This window comes from Streptomyces sp. NPDC023541, from assembly GCF_055559995.1.
Genome location: NZ_JBVHJO010000004.1, coordinates 355,490 through 371,125 on the forward strand (window position 1 = coordinate 355,490; position 15,636 = coordinate 371,125).

The window sequence follows — 15,636 nt, forward strand, 5'->3', positions numbered from 1 at the left end:
GACGGAACCGTAGGATCCTCGCTATCCTCTTAACCCTTACACGGGCGAAAGTCGTCCCGGCCTGGTAAGGGGCAGCAAGATGATCGAGGCAGTCGGCCTGACCAAGCGCTACGGCGCCAAGACCGCCGTCGACCAGTTGTCCTTCCAGGTCAAGCCGGGTCACGTGACAGGTTTCCTGGGGCCCAACGGCTCCGGGAAGTCCACGACGATGCGCATGATCGTGGGCCTCGACCGGCCCACTTCCGGCCAGGTCACGATCAACGGCCTCCCCTTCCGGGAGCTGCCGAACGCCCAGCGGCACGTCGGGGCCCTGCTCGACGCCAAGGCCGTGCACGGCGGCCGCCGGGCCCGTACCCACCTGCTGTCCATCGCGCAGCTCTCCGGGATCCCGGAGAAGCGGGTGGACGAGGTGCTGGCCGTCGTCGGCCTCCAGGACGCCGCCCGGCAGCGGACGAAGGGCTTCTCGCTCGGCATGGGGCAGCGCCTGGGCATCGCCACGGCGCTGCTCGGCGACCCCCAGGTGCTCCTGTTCGACGAGCCGGTCAACGGGCTCGACCCGGAGGGCATCCTCTGGGTCCGCAACCTGATGCGCCGGCTCGCCTCCGAGGGCCGCACCGTCTTCGTCTCCTCGCACCTGATGGGCGAGATGGCGCTGACCGCCGACCACCTGATCGTCATCGGCCGCGGACGGCTCCTGGCCGACATGGGAACCCAGGAGTTCATCGCGCACAACTCGGCCGGATTCGCTCGGGTGCGTGCGGCCGACACCGATCCCGCTGGCCGGGAGACGCTGGGCAGGGCCCTCACCAAGGCGGGCGGACGGGTCCTCCAGGAGCCCGACGGAGCACTGCGCGTGACCGGGCTGGAGCTGCCCGGTATCTCCGACCTCGCGCACGCGGCCGGCGTACGGCTGTGGGAGCTGTCCCCGCACCGGGCCTCGCTGGAGGAGGCGTACATGCGGATGACCCAGTCCGCCGTCGAGTACACCTCCACCGAGGACCCGCGGGCCGAGCTGTGGGAGCAGGACCCGCTGGCCCTCCCGGCCTGGGAGGACGGGCCGGCCGCCCCGGAGGTCCCGCAGGCGGGCTTCTTCGCCCCGCCGCCGCCCGGAGCGGGCGGGAAGCCCTTCCTGATGCCCAGCAATCCCGGCGAGCTCGCGAGCACCGCCAAGGACTCCGCAGAGGACACCCGATGACCCCGACGACCACGACGCCGGACCGGCCGCGGAGCTACAGCTCCCCGCTGCCCACGCCGCGGCCGCACCTGGGGCACGCCCTCGCCTCCGAGTGGACCAAGCTCATCTCGATCCGCTCCACCCTGTGGACGCTGGGCGCCCTCGTGCTGACCGTCGTCGGCATCGGGCTGCTCTTCGTCACGCAGAGCGTGGACCGGGACTACGAGTCCATCTCCTTCACCACGCCCGCCCTCTTCGGCCTGATGGTCGGGCAGGTCGCGGTGATGGTCCTCGGTGTGCTGACCATCGCCTCGGAGCACGCCACCGGACTGGTGCGCACCACGTTCACCGCCGCCCCGGACCGCTTCCGGGTGCTCACCGCGAAGTACCTCGTCTTCAGCATCACGGCCTTCGTCGCCACCACACTGTCCGTCTTCGTGGTCGGGATCGCCGCCATGCTCGCCCACGCCGGGTCCGCGGCCGGCCCGCACGCGGGGGACGAGTGGCTGGGCGCAGCGGCCGGCTGCTTCTACGTCACCCTACTCGGCGTGCTCGCGCTCGCGGTCGGCGCGCTGGTGCGGCACTCGGCGGGGGCGATCGCCGTCATGCTCGGCGTGGTCACCCTGCCGCCGGTGGTAGGGGCCATGCTCACGGTCTGGGAGGCCGTGGCCCCCATCGGGCGGGCGGTCCTCCAGCGCAACGTGCCGGTCGCGCTGAGCCAGTTGTTCGGCATGCAGGAGAGCGACATGGGCCCGGCCCCGAGCAACCTGTCCAACCTGCTGATCCTCGTGCTGATCACGGGCGCTGCCGTGGCCGCCTCGTACGTCGTCGTCGGCCGCCGGGACGTCTAGCCGATCGGGTGTCTCCGGGGTCAGTACCTCGGCGCGTTGCGGGACCGCTGCACCTTCGTGGTGCGGCGGTCCTTCGCGTTCCAGCAGGCCTTGTGCCAGTGCCGCCGGTCGTCCACGCCGCCGTACTCGGGCCAGGCCACCAGGTGCGGGGTACCGGAGGGGATCTCCTGGTCGCAGCCGGGGCAACGGTAGCGCTTGCCCGCCGCGCTCGCGCCCGCGACGTGCCTGACCTTCCAGTCCTCGCCCTGGTACTCCTCGGTGCGCTCCAGCCCGAAGCGGTCCAGGCCGCTCCCCGGGCGCTCCTCCGGAGTCTCGCCGCCCCTGCGGCGGTTGTTGCGCGGTGACACGTATACCTCACGGATGGGCAGACGGCAGTGACTTTCCTCCAGACTACGCGCAGCGAGGCCGGGTAACCGCAGGGTGTCTACGGGCGGTCGGACCGTTGGCCGGGACTGGCCCGACAATCCCAATAACTTTCCTGTCAGCCCGTGCCTTTGGCACGTGTCAGACGTTGTTGCCATAGGAAGAACCGGTCCGCCTGGGGAGGCCGCGTCAGCCGCGAGGAGGCTAAAGGCGATGCGCGTAGGAGCGTTTGTACTGGCGGCCCAGTTCCCGGGCCAGGGACAGGGCGAGGCACTGCACCGGGCGGTGCGGACCGCGGAGGTGGCGGAGGAGGCCGGGCTCGACTCGGTCTGGCTGGCCGAGCACCACTTCGTCCCGTACGGGGTCTGCCCGTCGGCGGTGACCCTGGCGGGCCTGCTGCTGGGCCGGACCCGCCGGCTGCGGGTGGGCACGGCCGTGAGCGTGCTGCCGAGCACGCACCCGGTCGCCCTCGGGGAGCAGGCGGCTCTGCTGCACCTGGCCTCGGGCGGCCGTTTCACGCTCGGGGTCGGGCGCGGCGGGCCGTGGGTCGACCTGGAGGTGTTCGGGGGCGGCCTGGAAGCCTACGAGAAGGGCTTCCCGGAGTCCCTGGACCTGCTGCGGCGATGGCTCACGCAGGCACGGGTGGGCGCCGCCGGCGAGCGGTACGCCTTCCGCGAGGTGGCCGTCGTACCGCGGCCGTCGGAGGCGCTGGACGGGGACGGATCGGGCCCGGAGGTGATCGTGGCCTGTACCTCGCCGTCGTCGGTGCGGATGGCCGCGCGGCGGGGGCTGCCGATGCTGCTGGGCATGCACTGCGGGGACGAGAACAAGGCCGAGATGGTCGCGCTGTGGCGCGCCACCGCGCTCGCCGCGGGCCACTCCCCCGAGCACGTGGCCGCGGCCGGACACGTGTCCGCCGGGGTGTGCCAGATCGCGGACAGCGCCGCGGACGCGCGCGAGACCCTGCTGAAGTCCATGCCGGGCTGGCTCAAGCAGGGCCTGGACGCGCACGTGACCGTGGACGGCCGCGTGCGCGCGATGCGGGATCCGGTCGCGTACACGGAACTGCTGTGCGACCTGCACCCGGTGGGCACTCCTCAGCTGGCGGCGGACCGCCTGGCGGCCACCGCCGCGCGCACGGGCATCACCCGCTTCGCCCTCCTGACGGAGGGCTCCGGGGATCTCGCCGCGACGGAGGAGAACGTACGACGACTCGGCGCCGAAGTCCTGCCCCGTCTCGGCTGAGATCTACCGGCTCCGGGCCTGCTCAGCAGTCGCGCAGTTCCGGCGACTGGTTGAGCAGCTGACCGCGGATCGAAGTGAACTTGGCCAGCCGGTCGTCCACCGAGGGATCCAGCGGGAAGACCGCCAGCCGGTGACAGTTCTGGAATGCCAGGCGCACTCCGAAGTGCCGCTGCAGCGCACCGCGTATCGCGTCACTCGCGAGTGCGCGCAGCAGCTGCCCACGCGCCTGCTCGTCGGGCGGCGGCGTCTGGTTGTCGGCGAACTGTCCGCCGTCGACCTTCAGCTGGGCCACCAGCGAGCTGATCATCTCCCATGCATAGGGCAGGGAGGTCCGGACGCAGTCGACGAAAGCGGCTTCGTCGACCTCGCCTCGCTCGGCCTGTTCGAGTAGGGCCGGTGAGACGTCGAGCGACATGGGTTCTCCTCTCGCGACCCCGGCTGACTGGTTGCCGGAGCCTTACGGGCAGGGAAGGAGATCGCGACGCAGAGTGCACGCTCGACGACCTCCCGCTCACCACGGTAGGCGCCCCATGGGTGACGCACCAGGAGAATGCGCATACAACGCGCCATCGGCGAACGGGGCTTTCAGGGGCGAATCGCGTGGAGGGCCGTAGGTCGAGTAGCGTTGCCGACCATGCGTCTCGTGATTGCCCGCTGCTCCGTCGACTATGCGGGCCGGCTCACCGCCCATCTGCCCTCGGCACCCCGTCTGATCCTCGTGAAGGCCGACGGCAGTGTCTCGATCCACGCGGACGACCGGGCGTACAAACCGCTCAACTGGATGTCGCCGCCGTGCACCCTCAAAGAGGGGAGCGGTGACGACGCCGGTGTGTGGACGGTCGTCAACAAGGCGGGCGAGAAGCTCATCATCACCATGGAAGAAGTGCTCCACGACTCCTCCCACGAGCTCGGCACCGACCCGGGGCTCATCAAGGACGGCGTCGAGGCGCACCTCCAGGAGCTGCTCGCCGACCGCATCGAGACGCTGGGCGAGGGCTACACCCTGATCCGGCGCGAATACATGACGGCGATCGGCCCGGTGGACATCCTGTGCCGGGACGCCTCGGGCGCGACGGTCGCCGTGGAGATCAAGCGCCGCGGCGAGATCGACGGCGTGGAGCAGCTGACCCGCTACCTGGAGCTGCTCAACCGCGATCCGCACCTGGCCCCGGTCCGGGGCGTCTTCGCCGCGCAGGAGATCAAGCCGCAGGCGAAGGTGCTGGCGACGGATCGCGGGATGGACTGCGTGGTGCTGGACTACAACGCCCTGCGCGGCATCGAGGACGACAAGCTGCGCCTGTTCTGATCCCGTTCGGCGAACGAACGACGGCTCCGTCCGCGAGGACGGAGCCGTCGGCGTTTCAGGGGGCCGTGGTCGGCGAGGTGGCGGTGGCCGTTCCCGGTCCGGTCGGCGCGGTGGCCGTCGGCGTGGCCTCGCCGGTCGCCGAGGGGGACGGGGTCGGGTCCGTCGTGGTCGGTGCGGTCGAAGGGGTGCCCGGCTGCTGGGAGTTGCTCGGGGTCGAGGACGGGCGGCGGGACGGGGTCCGGCCCGGTGTACGGCCGGGCGAGGGCGCGGCGGCGCTCGCCCCCGGGGTGGTGCCCCCGTCCGACGGGGCCGTCACGGGCGGTTCCTCAGCAGGATCGTTCCCGCTGTTCTGCTGCACCGTGGTGGGCGCCGCGGACGTCGGGGTCGAGGACACGGCCGGCCCGTCCGCGGGCGGCTCGGTGTCCGGAGAGCTCATCGCCAGGCTCACCACGGTGCCCAGCGTGACCACCGTCAGCGCTCCGGCGGCTGCCAGCAGCACCCGCCGCCGACGGCCCGGGTCCCGGGAAGGCCTGGCAGGTACGAGTGCGGGGGCGGCGGGCGCGGCGGCGGGCGGCGCCGGCTGCGGCGACAGCGGGAAGGCGTTCTCGAAGACCTCGGAGAGCGTCGTGGGCGGCTCCGAGCGCTGGGTCACGGGCACCACCGGGGTCATCCGGGTGACCGCGTCGGAGGACACCGGGACCGCGGGCACCACGGGGGCCGCCGGGGTCACGGCGGCCTTGGAGACGGCCGGAGCCACCCGCGGGGCCGCGGCCGGAGCGGACCGCACGGCGGGAGCCGGCTTCGCCGCCGGGACGGCCTTGGTGGTCGCGTCCGTCCGCGCGGCCGGCATCACGCGGGTGGCGGGAGTGACGTGAGTGGCGGGAGTGCCGGCAGTGGCGGGGGCGGCGGGAGTCGCCACCGTCGCGGCCTCCGAGGCGGCCGCGGGGGCTTCCAGGCGCAGCGGCGGCGAGGCCGCCGCCCCCGCGACCTCGCGGTCCACGACCAGCGCCAGCGCCCGCCGGCCCGCCACGGTGCCCCGCTTGTCGGCCAGCGCGCCCCGCAGTCCGATCGAGGTCTCCAGCTCGGCGCGGGCCCGGTCGACACGCCCCTCGCACAGGGCGAGCACGCCCAGCTCGTGGTGGAAGTACGCCTGCTCGGCTACCTCGCCCGCCTTGCGCGCGGCCTCGGCTCCCGAGCGCAGCACCCGCTCCCAGGCCTCCCAGTGCAGCGAGGCCGCGAAGGCGGGGGCGGCCGTGCGCGCCAGCACCGCCGCGGCCACCACGTCCGCGCCGGCCAGCGCGGCGAGGACCGCGTCCGCTTCCCTCCCCACCCGCTCCGGGACCACCGAGGCGTGCCCGGTCCACCAGGCGTAGTGCCGGGCGGCCGTACGGGCCTCCTCCGACGCGGTGTCCCCGTAGCCGACGTCCTCCAGCTGGCGGGCGACACCGGCGGCCAGCCGGTAGCGCGTCCCGACGGGCGTCAGCAGCCCGCAGTCCAGCAGCTCCGCCACCGCCGTGTCCGCGTGGGTGTCCCCCACGAGCGCCGGCAGGTGGGCGTGGTGCGGCAGCTCGCCGCCGAGCGCGCACGCGATCCGCAGGGCCGCCCGCGCCGACTCGCTGACCCGCGACGCGAGCAGCTCCGCCGGGGCCGCGCCCTCGGCGAGCGTCGGCAGCGGCACCGCTGCGCTGTCGCGCGGGCGCTCCTCGAAGACGCCGGGCTCCTCGTCGTCGTCGTCCTCGTCGCCGTGGTTGAGCTCGTCCCGCTGCCGCAGCATCGCGGCGGCCTGTACGAAGCGCAGCGGCAGCCCCTCGGAGGCGAACCTCAGGTCGCCCGCCCAGGCGGTCTCCTCGTCCGTCAGCGGCCGCCCCAGGCCCGCCTCCAGCAGCGCCGCGCAGTCGTCCTTGCCGAGGCCGGTGAGGAAGACCTCTTCGACGTGGGAGTCGTCGGAGGGGGCCTTGGTGTCGGGGGTGGCCGCCAGCAGGTAGGCGCATTCGGGGGTCGCGCGCAGCAGCTCGTCGAGGGCGGCGCCGCCCATCTCCACATCGTCGAGGAGGACGACGGCCCCGATGTCGCGCACGCGGGCGAGGAGCTCGTCGCGTCCGGGGCGTTCCCGCGGGGCGTCGTACACGGTCGCGTAGAGCGCGTGGAGCAGTTCCCCGGGCTGCTGGTGGCCGTACCCGCTGAGCCGTACGACGCCGTCGGGGGCGAGGCCCGCGCACCGGGCGGCGACCGCGTCGAGCAGCGCGCTGCGCCCGGAACCGGAAGGTCCGGTCAGCCGTACGGACCGGCCTCGGCCCAGGAGCCGGACCAGCCGTTCCAGCTCCTCGCCCCGGGCGAGCAGGGGCCGGGCGGATATCGGGGGGCCGGGCAGTACGGGCGGCCGGGCGGCGGCGTCGCAGGCCGCGCGGCCGGCGGCGTCGCGCTTGGCGGGGCGGCCTCGCTCGGTGCCGGGCCGCAGCGGTTCGATCTCGCTGCCGTCGACGGGGTTGACGGTGAGGCTGAAGTCTCCGGCGGTCAGGGTGACGACGCGCGCGGGCCCGGAGGGCGCCGGCGCCTGCCCTGACGAAGCGGGCGCGGCGGCGGAAGCGGAGGCTGAGGACGGCGTCCCGGGGCCGTCCGCGGCCTGCTCGTCCCGCCCGGTCTGCCCTTGTGTACGGTCCATGACCCAGTCCCCCATCGCGGGCCGCGCGCCTCGCCGTCGTACCGCCCGGCCGTCGCGCACCCGCTGTCGCCACTGGTCCGGTTTCCGCCCGAACCCTAGACCGTGGCCGGTCGTGCGGGAAACCGTAGGGGCTCGATCACCACCGGACCGTTACTTTCCGCAGGAAATGCAAAGGTCAGCGGGTTGTGGATCAGACCCGGGGCAGCGACTCGGCTTCCAGGCCGCCCTCGATGGCGAGGATCCGGTGCAGGCGGGTCGCCACGAGCAGCCGCTGCATCTGCGGCGGCACGCCGCGCAGGACGAGGCGTCGTCCCGTCCGGCCGGCCCTCCGGTGCGCGCCCATGATCACGCCGAGGCCGGTCGCGTCCCAGGAGTCGAGCCCGGTGAGGTCGAGCACGAGGTCGCCGTGGCCCTCGTCGAGGGCGGTGTGGAGGGCCGTACGGGCGTCCGCCGCGCTGCGCACGTCGAGGCGGCCCCCGACAGCGAGTTCGGCGTGGTCGCCCCTGATGTGCATGTGTACTCCCGGCAGTACTGCGTACGTATGGCAACTGGTCCGTGGTCGGCAACTCTCACTGCAACTGACTGCCGCGCGGGCAGGGAAGTTGCCGACCGTGAGCGAACCGATACCTAATTCACCCTGACGGGTGAAGGCATTCGAACGATGGCGCTCAGTGGGTGGACCGCTCTCAGTGCTTGTAGAAGCCCTGGCCGCTCTTGCGGCCGATGTCCCCGGCGTCCACCATGCGGCGCATGAGCTCCGGCGGCGCGAACTTCTCGTCCTGGGACTCCGTGTAGATGTTGCTGGTGGCGTGCAGCAGGATGTCGACGCCCGTGAGGTCGGCGGTGGCCAGCGGGCCCATGGCGTGCCCGAAGCCCAGCTTGCAGGCGATGTCGATGTCCTCGGCGGTGGCCACGCCCGATTCGTACAGCTTGGCGGCCTCGACGACCAGCGCGGAGATCAGACGGGTCGTCACGAAGCCGGCGACGTCGCGGTTGACGACGATGCAGGTCTTGCCGACGGACTCGGCGAACGCCCGGGTCGCGGCGAGGGTTTCGTCGCTCGTCTTGTAGCCGCGGACCAGCTCGCACAGCTGCATCATCGGGACGGGCGAGAAGAAGTGCGCGCCGACGACCCGCTCCGGACGCTCCGTCACGGCCGCGATCTTGGTGATCGGGATGGCGGAGGTGTTGGAGGCGAGGATGGCGTCTTCACGCACGATCTTGTCGAGCGCGCGGAAGATCTCGTGCTTGATCTCGATCTTCTCGAAGGCCGCTTCCACCACGATGTCGACGTCGGCGACCGCGTCCAGGTCGGTGGTCGTCGTGATGCGCGCGAGCGCCGCCTCGGCGTCCTCGGCCGTCAGCCTGCCCTTGGAGACGAACTTGTCGTACGAGGCCTTGATCCCGTCCGTGCCCCGGGTCAGCGCCGCGTCGGTGACGTCGCGCAGCACGACGTCCCATCCCGCCTGAGCGGAGACCTGAGCGATCCCGGAACCCATGAGTCCCGCACCGATGACGGCGAGCTTCCCAGCCACTGCACACCCCTCGTTGTTCTCAAATACGGCACGGCTTCGTAGCCACTCCGGCGGAGACTAGCGCCCGGGGGGTGCGGTGTGACCGCGAAGTAACACGCGTCACGTCTCAGATGACGGACATCACACCGGTACGGCCCATGACCGGTGCGCTGCCTCACAGTTCACGCGCCGCCGCCGGCCGCCGCGCGCCCGGTGGGCCGGTCTACCCTGGCCGCATGGTGAACCTCACGCGCATCTACACCCGTACCGGCGACAAGGGCACGACCGCCCTGGGCGACATGAGCCGCACGGCCAAGACCGACCTGCGGATCTCCGCGTACGCGGACGCCAACGAGGCCAACGCGGCCATCGGGACGGCCGTCGCGCTCGGCAGCCTGCCGGCGGAGGTCGTGAAGGTGCTGGTCCGGGTACAGAACGACCTGTTCGACGTGGGCGCGGACCTGTGCACCCCGGTCGTCGAGAACCCCGATTACCCGCCGCTGCGCGTGGAGCAGTTCTACGTCGACAAGCTGGAGGCCGACTGCGACCTCTTCCTGGAGCAGGTGGAGAAGCTGCGCAGCTTCATCCTGCCCGGCGGCGCCCCCGGCGCGGCCCTGCTGCACCAGGCCTGCACGGTGGTCCGGCGCGCCGAGCGGTCGACGTGGGCGGCGCTGGAGGTGCACGGCGAGACGATGAACCCGCTCACCGCCACCTACCTGAACCGCCTCTCCGACCTCCTGTTCATCCTGGCCCGGGTGGCCAACAAGGAGGTCGGGGACGTGCTGTGGGTTCCGGGCGGCGAGCGCTAGACGCTCCCCGGGCCGTCCCTTCCGGATCTCGGGGGCTCAGCGCCCGCTCCCGGCGAGGGAAGGGCGGTCCTCCTCGGCGCCCGCGGGGGCCTTCTTCGGCCAGATCGTGTAGGCCGCCGCGACCAGGGCGTGGATGCCGACGGCCCGCAGGGCGCCGAACTGCCAGGCCTTGAGCGAGCCGGTGTCGCCCGCGTCGCCGACGTACCAGATCGCCGCCTGCAGCAGGGCCAGGGCGACGGCGGCGGCGATCACGGTACGGACCCAGAGCTTCCACTCGTGCCGGGCCCGCTCCTTGCCGTAGGCGGGGCCCGCCGGCTTCGGTCCCCCGGCGAGCCGGTACGCGGCGTGCCCGTCGAGCCACTTGATCGTGTAGTGCCCGTAGGCGACGGTGTATCCGATGTAGAGCGCGGCGAGGCCGTGCTTCCAGTCCGGCTCGGCGCCGTTCTTGAGGTCGACCGTGGTGACGGCCAGCAGGGCCAGCTCCATCAGCGGCTCGCAGAGCAGGACCGCCGCGCCCAGCCGGGGCATCTTCGCGAGGTAGCGCAGGGCGAGTCCCGCCGCCAGCAGGACCCAGAAGCCGACCTCGCAGGCGATGATCAGCGCGACGATCACGGGATTCTCCCTCCGCTCGGGTGCGTCGTCCTTCAAGGCTCCCGTCCGCCGACGCCCGATTCGTCGTCGCCGATGACCATGTTCGTCTGCATCCTTCGATGTAGCCGCGCCTCGGCCGCTCCGCCGACGTGCGGCGGCCGTACACCCTGTTGGATGGGACCGTGACCGAGAAGAGCCTGCGCCCCCACCGTGACGACGTCCTCCTCGCGGCGGTCAGCGTGGCAGCGGGCCTGGTGTTCTGGTCGCTCGGCGTCTACAGCAGCCCCGGCCGCGGCTTCCTGCCCGCCTGGGCCGCCCTGGTGCCCCTCGTGGCCCTCGGCGCGATGGAGCTGCTGCGCCGCACCCGACCGCATGTGACCCTGGCCGTCGGCACCCTGGGGGTGATCGCCGACCAGTTCACCGTCGGCAACCTCGCCACGGTCGTGATCTTCACCGACCTGATGTACGCGGCCGTCGTGTACGGGAAGCCGGCCATGGCCCGGCGGCTCCCGGTCAGCACCGGCCTGATCACCGTCGTCGTCACCATCGCCTCGCTGGCCTGGCTGCGCACCCCCCAGGCCCTGCTGATCGCGCGATCACCGGCATCGTCAGCTTCGCCCCGGCCCTGACCGGCGCCACCCTGCGCAACCACCGCGAGGCGGCCGAGGCCGCCCGGCTGCGCGCCGAGCAGACGGCGCTGCTGGCCGAGATGGACCGCAAGCAGGCCGTGGCCGCCGAACGCGCCCGGATGGCCCGGGAGCTGCACGACATGGTGGCCAACCACCTCTCCGCCATCGCCATCCACTCCACCGCCGCGCTCTCCATCGACACGGCGGCCACCAGCCGCGACGCGCTCGGCGTGATCCGCGAGAACAGCGTGCAGGGGCTGGCCGAAATGCGTCGCCTGATCGGTCTGCTGCGGGACGCCGGCGGCGACCGGGAGCCGGTCGCGGTGCCCTCCCTGGACGGCCTCGACGCCCTGATCGGGCAGGCCGGGACCAACGGCTCGGCCAGCGGGCTGACCTTCGTACTGCACGACGACCGGCCGTGCGGGGAGCCCGCGGCGGCCCCCGTGGAGCTGGCGGCGTACCGGATCGTCCAGGAGTCCCTGACCAATGCCCTCAAACACGCCGCGCCCGGCACGGTGACGGTCCGGGTGGCGCACGTGGACGGACTGCTGAGCGTGGCGGTGGACTCGCCCTACGGGGACCGCCCCGGGCCCCGCGCGCCCGGTTCGGGGGCCGGGCTGATCGGCATGAAGGAGCGGACGGAACTGCTGGGCGGGCGGTTCACGGCGGGCCGCCGCGGTGCGGTGTGGCACGTACGGGCATCACTGCCCGCGGAGGACAAGGCGGTGGAGGCATGACCATTCGAGTGGTGGTGGCGGAGGACCAGGCCGCGGTGCGGGCCGGGCTGGTGCTCATCCTGCGCAGTGCGGGCGACATCGAGGTGGTGGGCGAGGCGGCCGACGGGCAGGAGGCGGTGCGCCTGGCCCGGGAGCTGCGGCCGGATCTCGTCGTCATGGACGTGCAGATGCCCCGCCTCGACGGGGTGTCCGCGACCCGTCAGGTGGTCGAGGAGGGGCTGGCGGACGTCCTGGTGCTGACCACTTTCGACCTCGACGAGTACGTCTTCGGAGCGCTGCGGGCGGGTGCCGCGGGCTTCCTGCTGAAGAACGCCGACGCGGCGGAGCTGATGGCGGCGGTACGGACGGTCGCGCGCGGGGAGGGCCTGATCGCCCCGGCGGTGACCCGACGGCTGATCGCCGAGTTCGCGGCGCCGCGTCCGGCGCGCAGTACCCCGGCGCCGGAACGGGCGGAGGCGATCGCCTCGCTCACGCCCCGCGAGCGGGAGGTGCTGAGCGCTCTCGGCGCGGGCCTGTCGAACGCGGAGATCGCCGAGCGGCTGGAGATGGCGGAGGCCACCGCGAAGACCCACGTCAGCAGGCTGCTGGGCAAGCTGGAGCTGCGCAGCAGACTCCAAGCAGCCGTCCTGGCACAGGAGTTGGGCATCTAACAGGTGCCCGGCGGGAAGCGGGCCCACACCGGTCTGGACCTCTTGACGGTTGGTCCAGACCTTTCTACGCTCGCGGCAACACTGTGGTGAGCGTGCCATGACAAAGCGTGCTCACGGGCGGCGCAGGTCCCACCCCCATGTCGCAGCCGGCCCCACGGCTGCGACGGACCTACGGAGGAGCACCCTTGAGCACAGCATCCCCACCCCCCACCAGGCGTACCCGGTTCTTCACCCGAGTCGCGGCGGTCGTCGCCGTGCTCGCCCTGCCCGTCACCGGGCTCGTGGCCCTGGCCGGCCCGGCCCAGGCCGCCGCCTCCGCGACCGCGACGTACACCAAGGTCTCCGACTGGGGTTCCGGCTTCGAGGGCAAGTGGGTGGTGAAGAACACCGGCACCACCACCCTGAGCAGCTGGACCGTGGAGTGGGACTACCCGGCGGGCACCTCGGTCACCTCGGCCTGGGACGCCACCGTCACCGGCTCCGGGACGCACTGGACGGCCAAGAACGTCGGCTGGAACGGCACCCTCGCCCCCGGCGCCACGGCCAGCTTCGGCTTCAACGGCGCCGGCGCCGGAGCCCCGAGCGGGTGCAAGGTCAACGGCGCCTCCTGCGACGGCGGCACCCAGCCGGGCGACACTCCGCCCACGGCTCCCGGCGCCCCCGCCGCGAGCAACGTCGCCGACACCTCGCTCACCCTGACCTGGACCCCGGCCACCGACGACAAGGGCGTCAAGAACTACGACGTCTACCGGGGCTCCGCCAAGATCGCCACCGTCACCGGGACCAGCTACGCGGACTCGGGCCTGACCAAGGGCACGACGTACACCTACAGCGTGACCGCCCGCGACACCATCGACCAGACCGGCCCCTCCTCCGGCTCCACCACGGTCACCACGACCGGCGGGGGGCTCCCGCCCGACCCGGGCGACAAGGTCAAGCTCGGCTACTTCACCAACTGGGGCGTCTACGGTCGCAACTACCACGTGAAGAACCTGGTCACCTCCGGCACGGCGAGCAAGATCACGCACATCAACTACGCCTTCGGCAACGTCCAGAACGGCCAGTGCACGATCGGTGACGCCTACGCCGACTACGACAAGGCCTACACCGCCGACCAGAGCGTCGACGGCGTCGCCGACACCTGGGACCAGCCGCTGCGCGGCAGCTTCAACCAGCTGCGCAAGCTGAAGAAGCAGTACCCGAACCTCAAGGTGCTGTGGTCCTTCGGCGGCTGGACCTGGTCCGGCGGCTTCCCGCAGGCCGCCGCCAACCCGACCGCCTTCGCCCAGTCCTGCTACAACCTGGTCGAGGACCCGCGCTGGGCCGACGTCTTCGACGGCATCGACCTGGACTGGGAGTACCCGAACGCCTGCGGCCTGTCCTGCGACACCAGCGGAGCGGCCGCCTTCAAGAACCTGATGCAGGCCGTGAAGGCAAGGTTCGGCGCGAACAACCTGGTCACCGCGGCCATCACCGCCGACGCCTCGGACGGCGGCAAGATCGACAAGGCGGACTACGCGGGCGCCGCGCAGTACACCGACTTCTACAACGTCATGACGTACGACTTCTTCGGAGCCTGGGCGGCCCAGGGCCCGACGGCCCCGCACTCCCCGCTGACCTCGTACGCCGGCATCCCGCAGGCCGGCTTCAACTCGGCCGACGCCATCGCCAAGCTCAAGGCCAAGGGCGTCCCCGGCTCGAAGCTCAACCTCGGCATCGGCTTCTACGGCCGCGGCTGGACCGGCGTCACCCAGGCCGCCCCCGGCGGCACCGCCACCGGACCGGCCCCCGGCACGTACGAGCAGGGCATCGAGGACTACAAGGTGCTCAAGAACAGCTGCCCGGCCACCGGCACCGTCGCCGGCACCGCCTACGCCAAGTGCGGCAGCAACTGGTGGAGCTACGACACCCCCGCCACCATCGCCGGGAAGATGACCTGGGCCAAGCAGCAGGGCCTCAGGGGAGCCTTCTACTGGGAGTTCAGCGGCGACACCGCCAACGGTGAGCTCGCGAACGCGGTCCACACCGGGCTCCGGTAACGAGACGGAAGCCGGGGAGACGGGTCCGCCCCCGTCTCCCCGGCTTCTCCATGTCGTCCCGGCGACTACCCCCGCAGGGGTACTACGCCACGTTCACCCGCTGGCCGGGCGGCGCCGCCTCCAGCCAGGCGAGGAAGCCCGTCAGCGCGTCCTCGCTCATCGCCAGCTCCAGACGCGTCCCCCGGTGGAGACAGCCGAGCACGACGGCGTCGGACAGCAGGGCCAGCTCCTCCTCGCCCTCCGGGGCGCGACGGGCCAGCACCTCGATGGAGGACCGCTCCAGCAGCCGGCGCGGGCGCGGCGAGTACGAGAACACCCGGAACCACTCGATCCGGTCACCGCTGTAGCGCGCCACCCCGTACACCCAGCCCTTGCCGGAGATGTCGGGCTCCTCGGCCACACCCCAGCGCATGCTGCAGTCGAAGGTGCCGCCGGACCGCTGGATCAGTCTGCGGCGCAGTCCGAAGACGAACAGCCCGATCACCACCAGGGCTACGACCAGGCCGCTCACAAGCAGAGCGAGGAGCATCTTCACCGACCTCCTCGCTCATCGAATACGCATGAGAAAAAAACGGACCTGCATCGCCTCAGCCGCGACCCGGTCTGGAAAATTCCAGAACGGACCGCGGCTGAGGTCTGCCGAGTCCCGAAGGTCGCCCTCCGGGACTCAGCGGTTGAAACTCCGACGGGCGGTCAGCCCGTTACGGCGCGCAGCCGGACATCCGCGCGACGCTCGGCGGCCGCGTCGGCCTCCGCCTTCGCGCGCTCCAGTGCCCGCTCCGCACGCTGGACATCGATCTCGTCCGCGAGCTCGGCGATCTCGGCCAGCAAGGACAGCTTGTTGTCCGCGAACGAGATGAATCCGCCGTGCACCGCGGCGATGACAGTGTTGCCCTCGCTCGTGCGGATGGTCACCGGGCCCGATTCCAGCACACCGAGAAGCGGCTGGTGACCGGGCATGACGCCGATGTCGCCGGACGTGGTGCGGGCGACAACAAGGGTGGCCTCGCCGGACCAGACATTGCGGTCCGCCGCGACCAGCTCGACGTGCAGCTCAGCAGCCAAG

Annotated in this window: 15 protein-coding genes and 1 pseudogene; 8 read left to right on the plus strand and 8 right to left on the minus strand. The window is 72.2% G+C overall.

Annotation, left to right across the window (positions count from 1 at the left end; all coding sequences use genetic code 11):
* Nucleotides 1–79: 79 nt before the first annotated feature.
* The gene (locus tag ACZ3X1_RS12125) at nucleotides 80–1,195 is read left to right on the plus strand and encodes an ABC transporter ATP-binding protein (protein WP_467279008.1); all 1,116 of its coding nucleotides are present in this window, start codon (nucleotides 80–82) and stop codon (nucleotides 1,193–1,195) included.
* Nucleotides 1,192–2,025 (plus strand): ABC transporter permease, encoded by an 834-nt coding sequence (locus ACZ3X1_RS12130; RefSeq protein ID WP_356815656.1) that lies wholly within the window; start codon nucleotides 1,192–1,194, stop codon nucleotides 2,023–2,025. Before ACZ3X1_RS12125 ends, ACZ3X1_RS12130 begins: the two co-directional genes overlap by 4 nt.
* Before the next feature lie 20 nt (nucleotides 2,026–2,045).
* Here the strand turns inward: ACZ3X1_RS12130 and ACZ3X1_RS12135 are convergent, their stop codons facing one another.
* Nucleotides 2,046–2,372, minus strand: a complete 327-nt coding sequence (locus ACZ3X1_RS12135) for an ATP/GTP-binding protein (protein WP_356815658.1) — start codon at nucleotides 2,370–2,372, stop codon at nucleotides 2,046–2,048.
* A gap of 229 nt (nucleotides 2,373–2,601) precedes the next feature.
* Here ACZ3X1_RS12135 and ACZ3X1_RS12140 point away from each other — a divergent pair, with 229 nt between their 5' ends.
* Nucleotides 2,602–3,633: an LLM class flavin-dependent oxidoreductase gene (locus tag ACZ3X1_RS12140; protein WP_467279013.1), complete on the plus strand. Its 1,032-nt coding sequence runs from the start codon at nucleotides 2,602–2,604 to the stop codon at nucleotides 3,631–3,633.
* Nucleotides 3,634–3,655: 22 nt separating this feature from the next.
* Here the strand turns inward: ACZ3X1_RS12140 and ACZ3X1_RS12145 are convergent, their stop codons facing one another.
* Nucleotides 3,656–4,048 (minus strand): SCO5389 family protein, encoded by a 393-nt coding sequence (locus ACZ3X1_RS12145; RefSeq protein ID WP_030386927.1) that lies wholly within the window; start codon nucleotides 4,046–4,048, stop codon nucleotides 3,656–3,658.
* Between the two features lie 219 nt (nucleotides 4,049–4,267).
* Between ACZ3X1_RS12145 and nucS the strand changes: the two genes are divergently transcribed.
* A complete protein-coding gene (nucS, locus tag ACZ3X1_RS12150; RefSeq protein ID WP_031148292.1) occupies nucleotides 4,268–4,939 on the plus strand; it encodes an endonuclease NucS in 672 nt (223 codons plus the stop codon).
* A gap of 55 nt (nucleotides 4,940–4,994) precedes the next feature.
* On the opposite strand, the gene ACZ3X1_RS12155 is transcribed toward nucS, so the two are convergent.
* The 3 genes from ACZ3X1_RS12155 to ACZ3X1_RS12165 form a co-directional block, all read right to left on the minus strand.
* Nucleotides 4,995–7,601 carry an ATP-binding protein gene (locus ACZ3X1_RS12155; RefSeq protein ID WP_467279017.1) on the minus strand — a complete coding sequence of 869 codons (2,607 nt, stop codon included), beginning with the start codon at nucleotides 7,599–7,601 and terminating at the stop codon, nucleotides 4,995–4,997.
* 190 nt (nucleotides 7,602–7,791) lie between these two features.
* Entirely contained in the window at nucleotides 7,792–8,115 is a 324-nt protein-coding gene (locus tag ACZ3X1_RS12160; protein WP_356812374.1) for an STAS domain-containing protein, read from the minus strand.
* Between the two features lie 172 nt (nucleotides 8,116–8,287).
* On the minus strand, nucleotides 8,288–9,136 hold the full coding sequence (locus ACZ3X1_RS12165; RefSeq protein WP_356812375.1) for a 3-hydroxyacyl-CoA dehydrogenase family protein: 849 nt from the start codon (nucleotides 9,134–9,136) through the stop codon (nucleotides 8,288–8,290).
* A 215-nt stretch (nucleotides 9,137–9,351) separates the two neighbouring features.
* Here ACZ3X1_RS12165 and ACZ3X1_RS12170 point away from each other — a divergent pair, with 215 nt between their 5' ends.
* Nucleotides 9,352–9,924 (plus strand): cob(I)yrinic acid a,c-diamide adenosyltransferase, encoded by a 573-nt coding sequence (locus tag ACZ3X1_RS12170; RefSeq protein WP_467279020.1) that lies wholly within the window; start codon nucleotides 9,352–9,354, stop codon nucleotides 9,922–9,924.
* Between the two features lie 36 nt (nucleotides 9,925–9,960).
* On the opposite strand, the gene ACZ3X1_RS12175 is transcribed toward ACZ3X1_RS12170, so the two are convergent.
* Nucleotides 9,961–10,536, minus strand: a complete 576-nt coding sequence (locus ACZ3X1_RS12175) for a hypothetical protein (protein WP_356812427.1) — start codon at nucleotides 10,534–10,536, stop codon at nucleotides 9,961–9,963.
* 146 nt (nucleotides 10,537–10,682) lie between these two features.
* On the opposite strand from ACZ3X1_RS12175, the pseudogene ACZ3X1_RS12180 reads away from it, so the two are divergent.
* From ACZ3X1_RS12180 to ACZ3X1_RS12190, 3 genes and pseudogenes are all read left to right on the plus strand, one after another.
* Nucleotides 10,683–11,881: pseudogene (locus tag ACZ3X1_RS12180) on the plus strand (sensor histidine kinase).
* Nucleotides 11,878–12,531, plus strand: coding sequence for a response regulator (locus ACZ3X1_RS12185; RefSeq protein WP_467279024.1), 654 nt, complete (start codon nucleotides 11,878–11,880; stop codon nucleotides 12,529–12,531). Before ACZ3X1_RS12180 ends, ACZ3X1_RS12185 begins: the two are co-directional and overlap by 4 nt.
* Nucleotides 12,532–12,668: 137 nt before the next feature.
* Complete coding sequence (locus ACZ3X1_RS12190) at nucleotides 12,669–14,570, plus strand: glycosyl hydrolase family 18 protein (protein WP_467279026.1); 1,902 nt, start codon at nucleotides 12,669–12,671, stop codon at nucleotides 14,568–14,570.
* Between the two features lie 82 nt (nucleotides 14,571–14,652).
* Here the strand turns inward: ACZ3X1_RS12190 and ACZ3X1_RS12195 are convergent, their stop codons facing one another.
* Together ACZ3X1_RS12195 and ACZ3X1_RS12200 are read right to left on the minus strand one after the other, a co-directional pair.
* Nucleotides 14,653–15,099 (minus strand): DUF2550 domain-containing protein, encoded by a 447-nt coding sequence (locus ACZ3X1_RS12195; protein WP_030826849.1) that lies wholly within the window; start codon nucleotides 15,097–15,099, stop codon nucleotides 14,653–14,655.
* Nucleotides 15,100–15,263: 164 nt separating this feature from the next.
* Complete coding sequence (locus tag ACZ3X1_RS12200; protein ID WP_030027381.1) at nucleotides 15,264–15,635, minus strand: F0F1 ATP synthase subunit epsilon; 372 nt, start codon at nucleotides 15,633–15,635, stop codon at nucleotides 15,264–15,266.
* Nucleotide 15,636 lies beyond the last annotated feature (1 nt).

Bases quoted from the DNA above. Each gene is read 5' to 3' on its own strand.
- ACZ3X1_RS12125 (WP_467279008.1), top strand. From the start codon at position 80: ATGATCGAGGCAGTCGGCCTGACCAAGCGCTACGGCGCCAAGACCGCC.
- ACZ3X1_RS12130 (WP_356815656.1), top strand. From the start codon at position 1,192: ATGACCCCGACGACCACGACGCCGGACCGGCCGCGGAGCTACAGCTCC.
- ACZ3X1_RS12140 (WP_467279013.1), top strand. From the start codon at position 2,602: ATGCGCGTAGGAGCGTTTGTACTGGCGGCCCAGTTCCCGGGCCAGGGA.
- ACZ3X1_RS12145 (WP_030386927.1), bottom strand. From the start codon at position 4,048: ATGTCGCTCGACGTCTCACCGGCCCTACTCGAACAGGCCGAGCGAGGC.
- nucS (WP_031148292.1), top strand. From the start codon at position 4,268: ATGCGTCTCGTGATTGCCCGCTGCTCCGTCGACTATGCGGGCCGGCTC.
- ACZ3X1_RS12155 (WP_467279017.1), bottom strand. From the start codon at position 7,601: ATGGACCGTACACAAGGGCAGACCGGGCGGGACGAGCAGGCCGCGGAC.
- ACZ3X1_RS12160 (WP_356812374.1), bottom strand. From the start codon at position 8,115: ATGCACATCAGGGGCGACCACGCCGAACTCGCTGTCGGGGGCCGCCTC.
- ACZ3X1_RS12170 (WP_467279020.1), top strand. From the start codon at position 9,352: ATGGTGAACCTCACGCGCATCTACACCCGTACCGGCGACAAGGGCACG.
- ACZ3X1_RS12185 (WP_467279024.1), top strand. From the start codon at position 11,878: ATGACCATTCGAGTGGTGGTGGCGGAGGACCAGGCCGCGGTGCGGGCC.
- ACZ3X1_RS12190 (WP_467279026.1), top strand. From the start codon at position 12,669: ATGTCGCAGCCGGCCCCACGGCTGCGACGGACCTACGGAGGAGCACCC.
- ACZ3X1_RS12195 (WP_030826849.1), bottom strand. From the start codon at position 15,099: ATGCTCCTCGCTCTGCTTGTGAGCGGCCTGGTCGTAGCCCTGGTGGTG.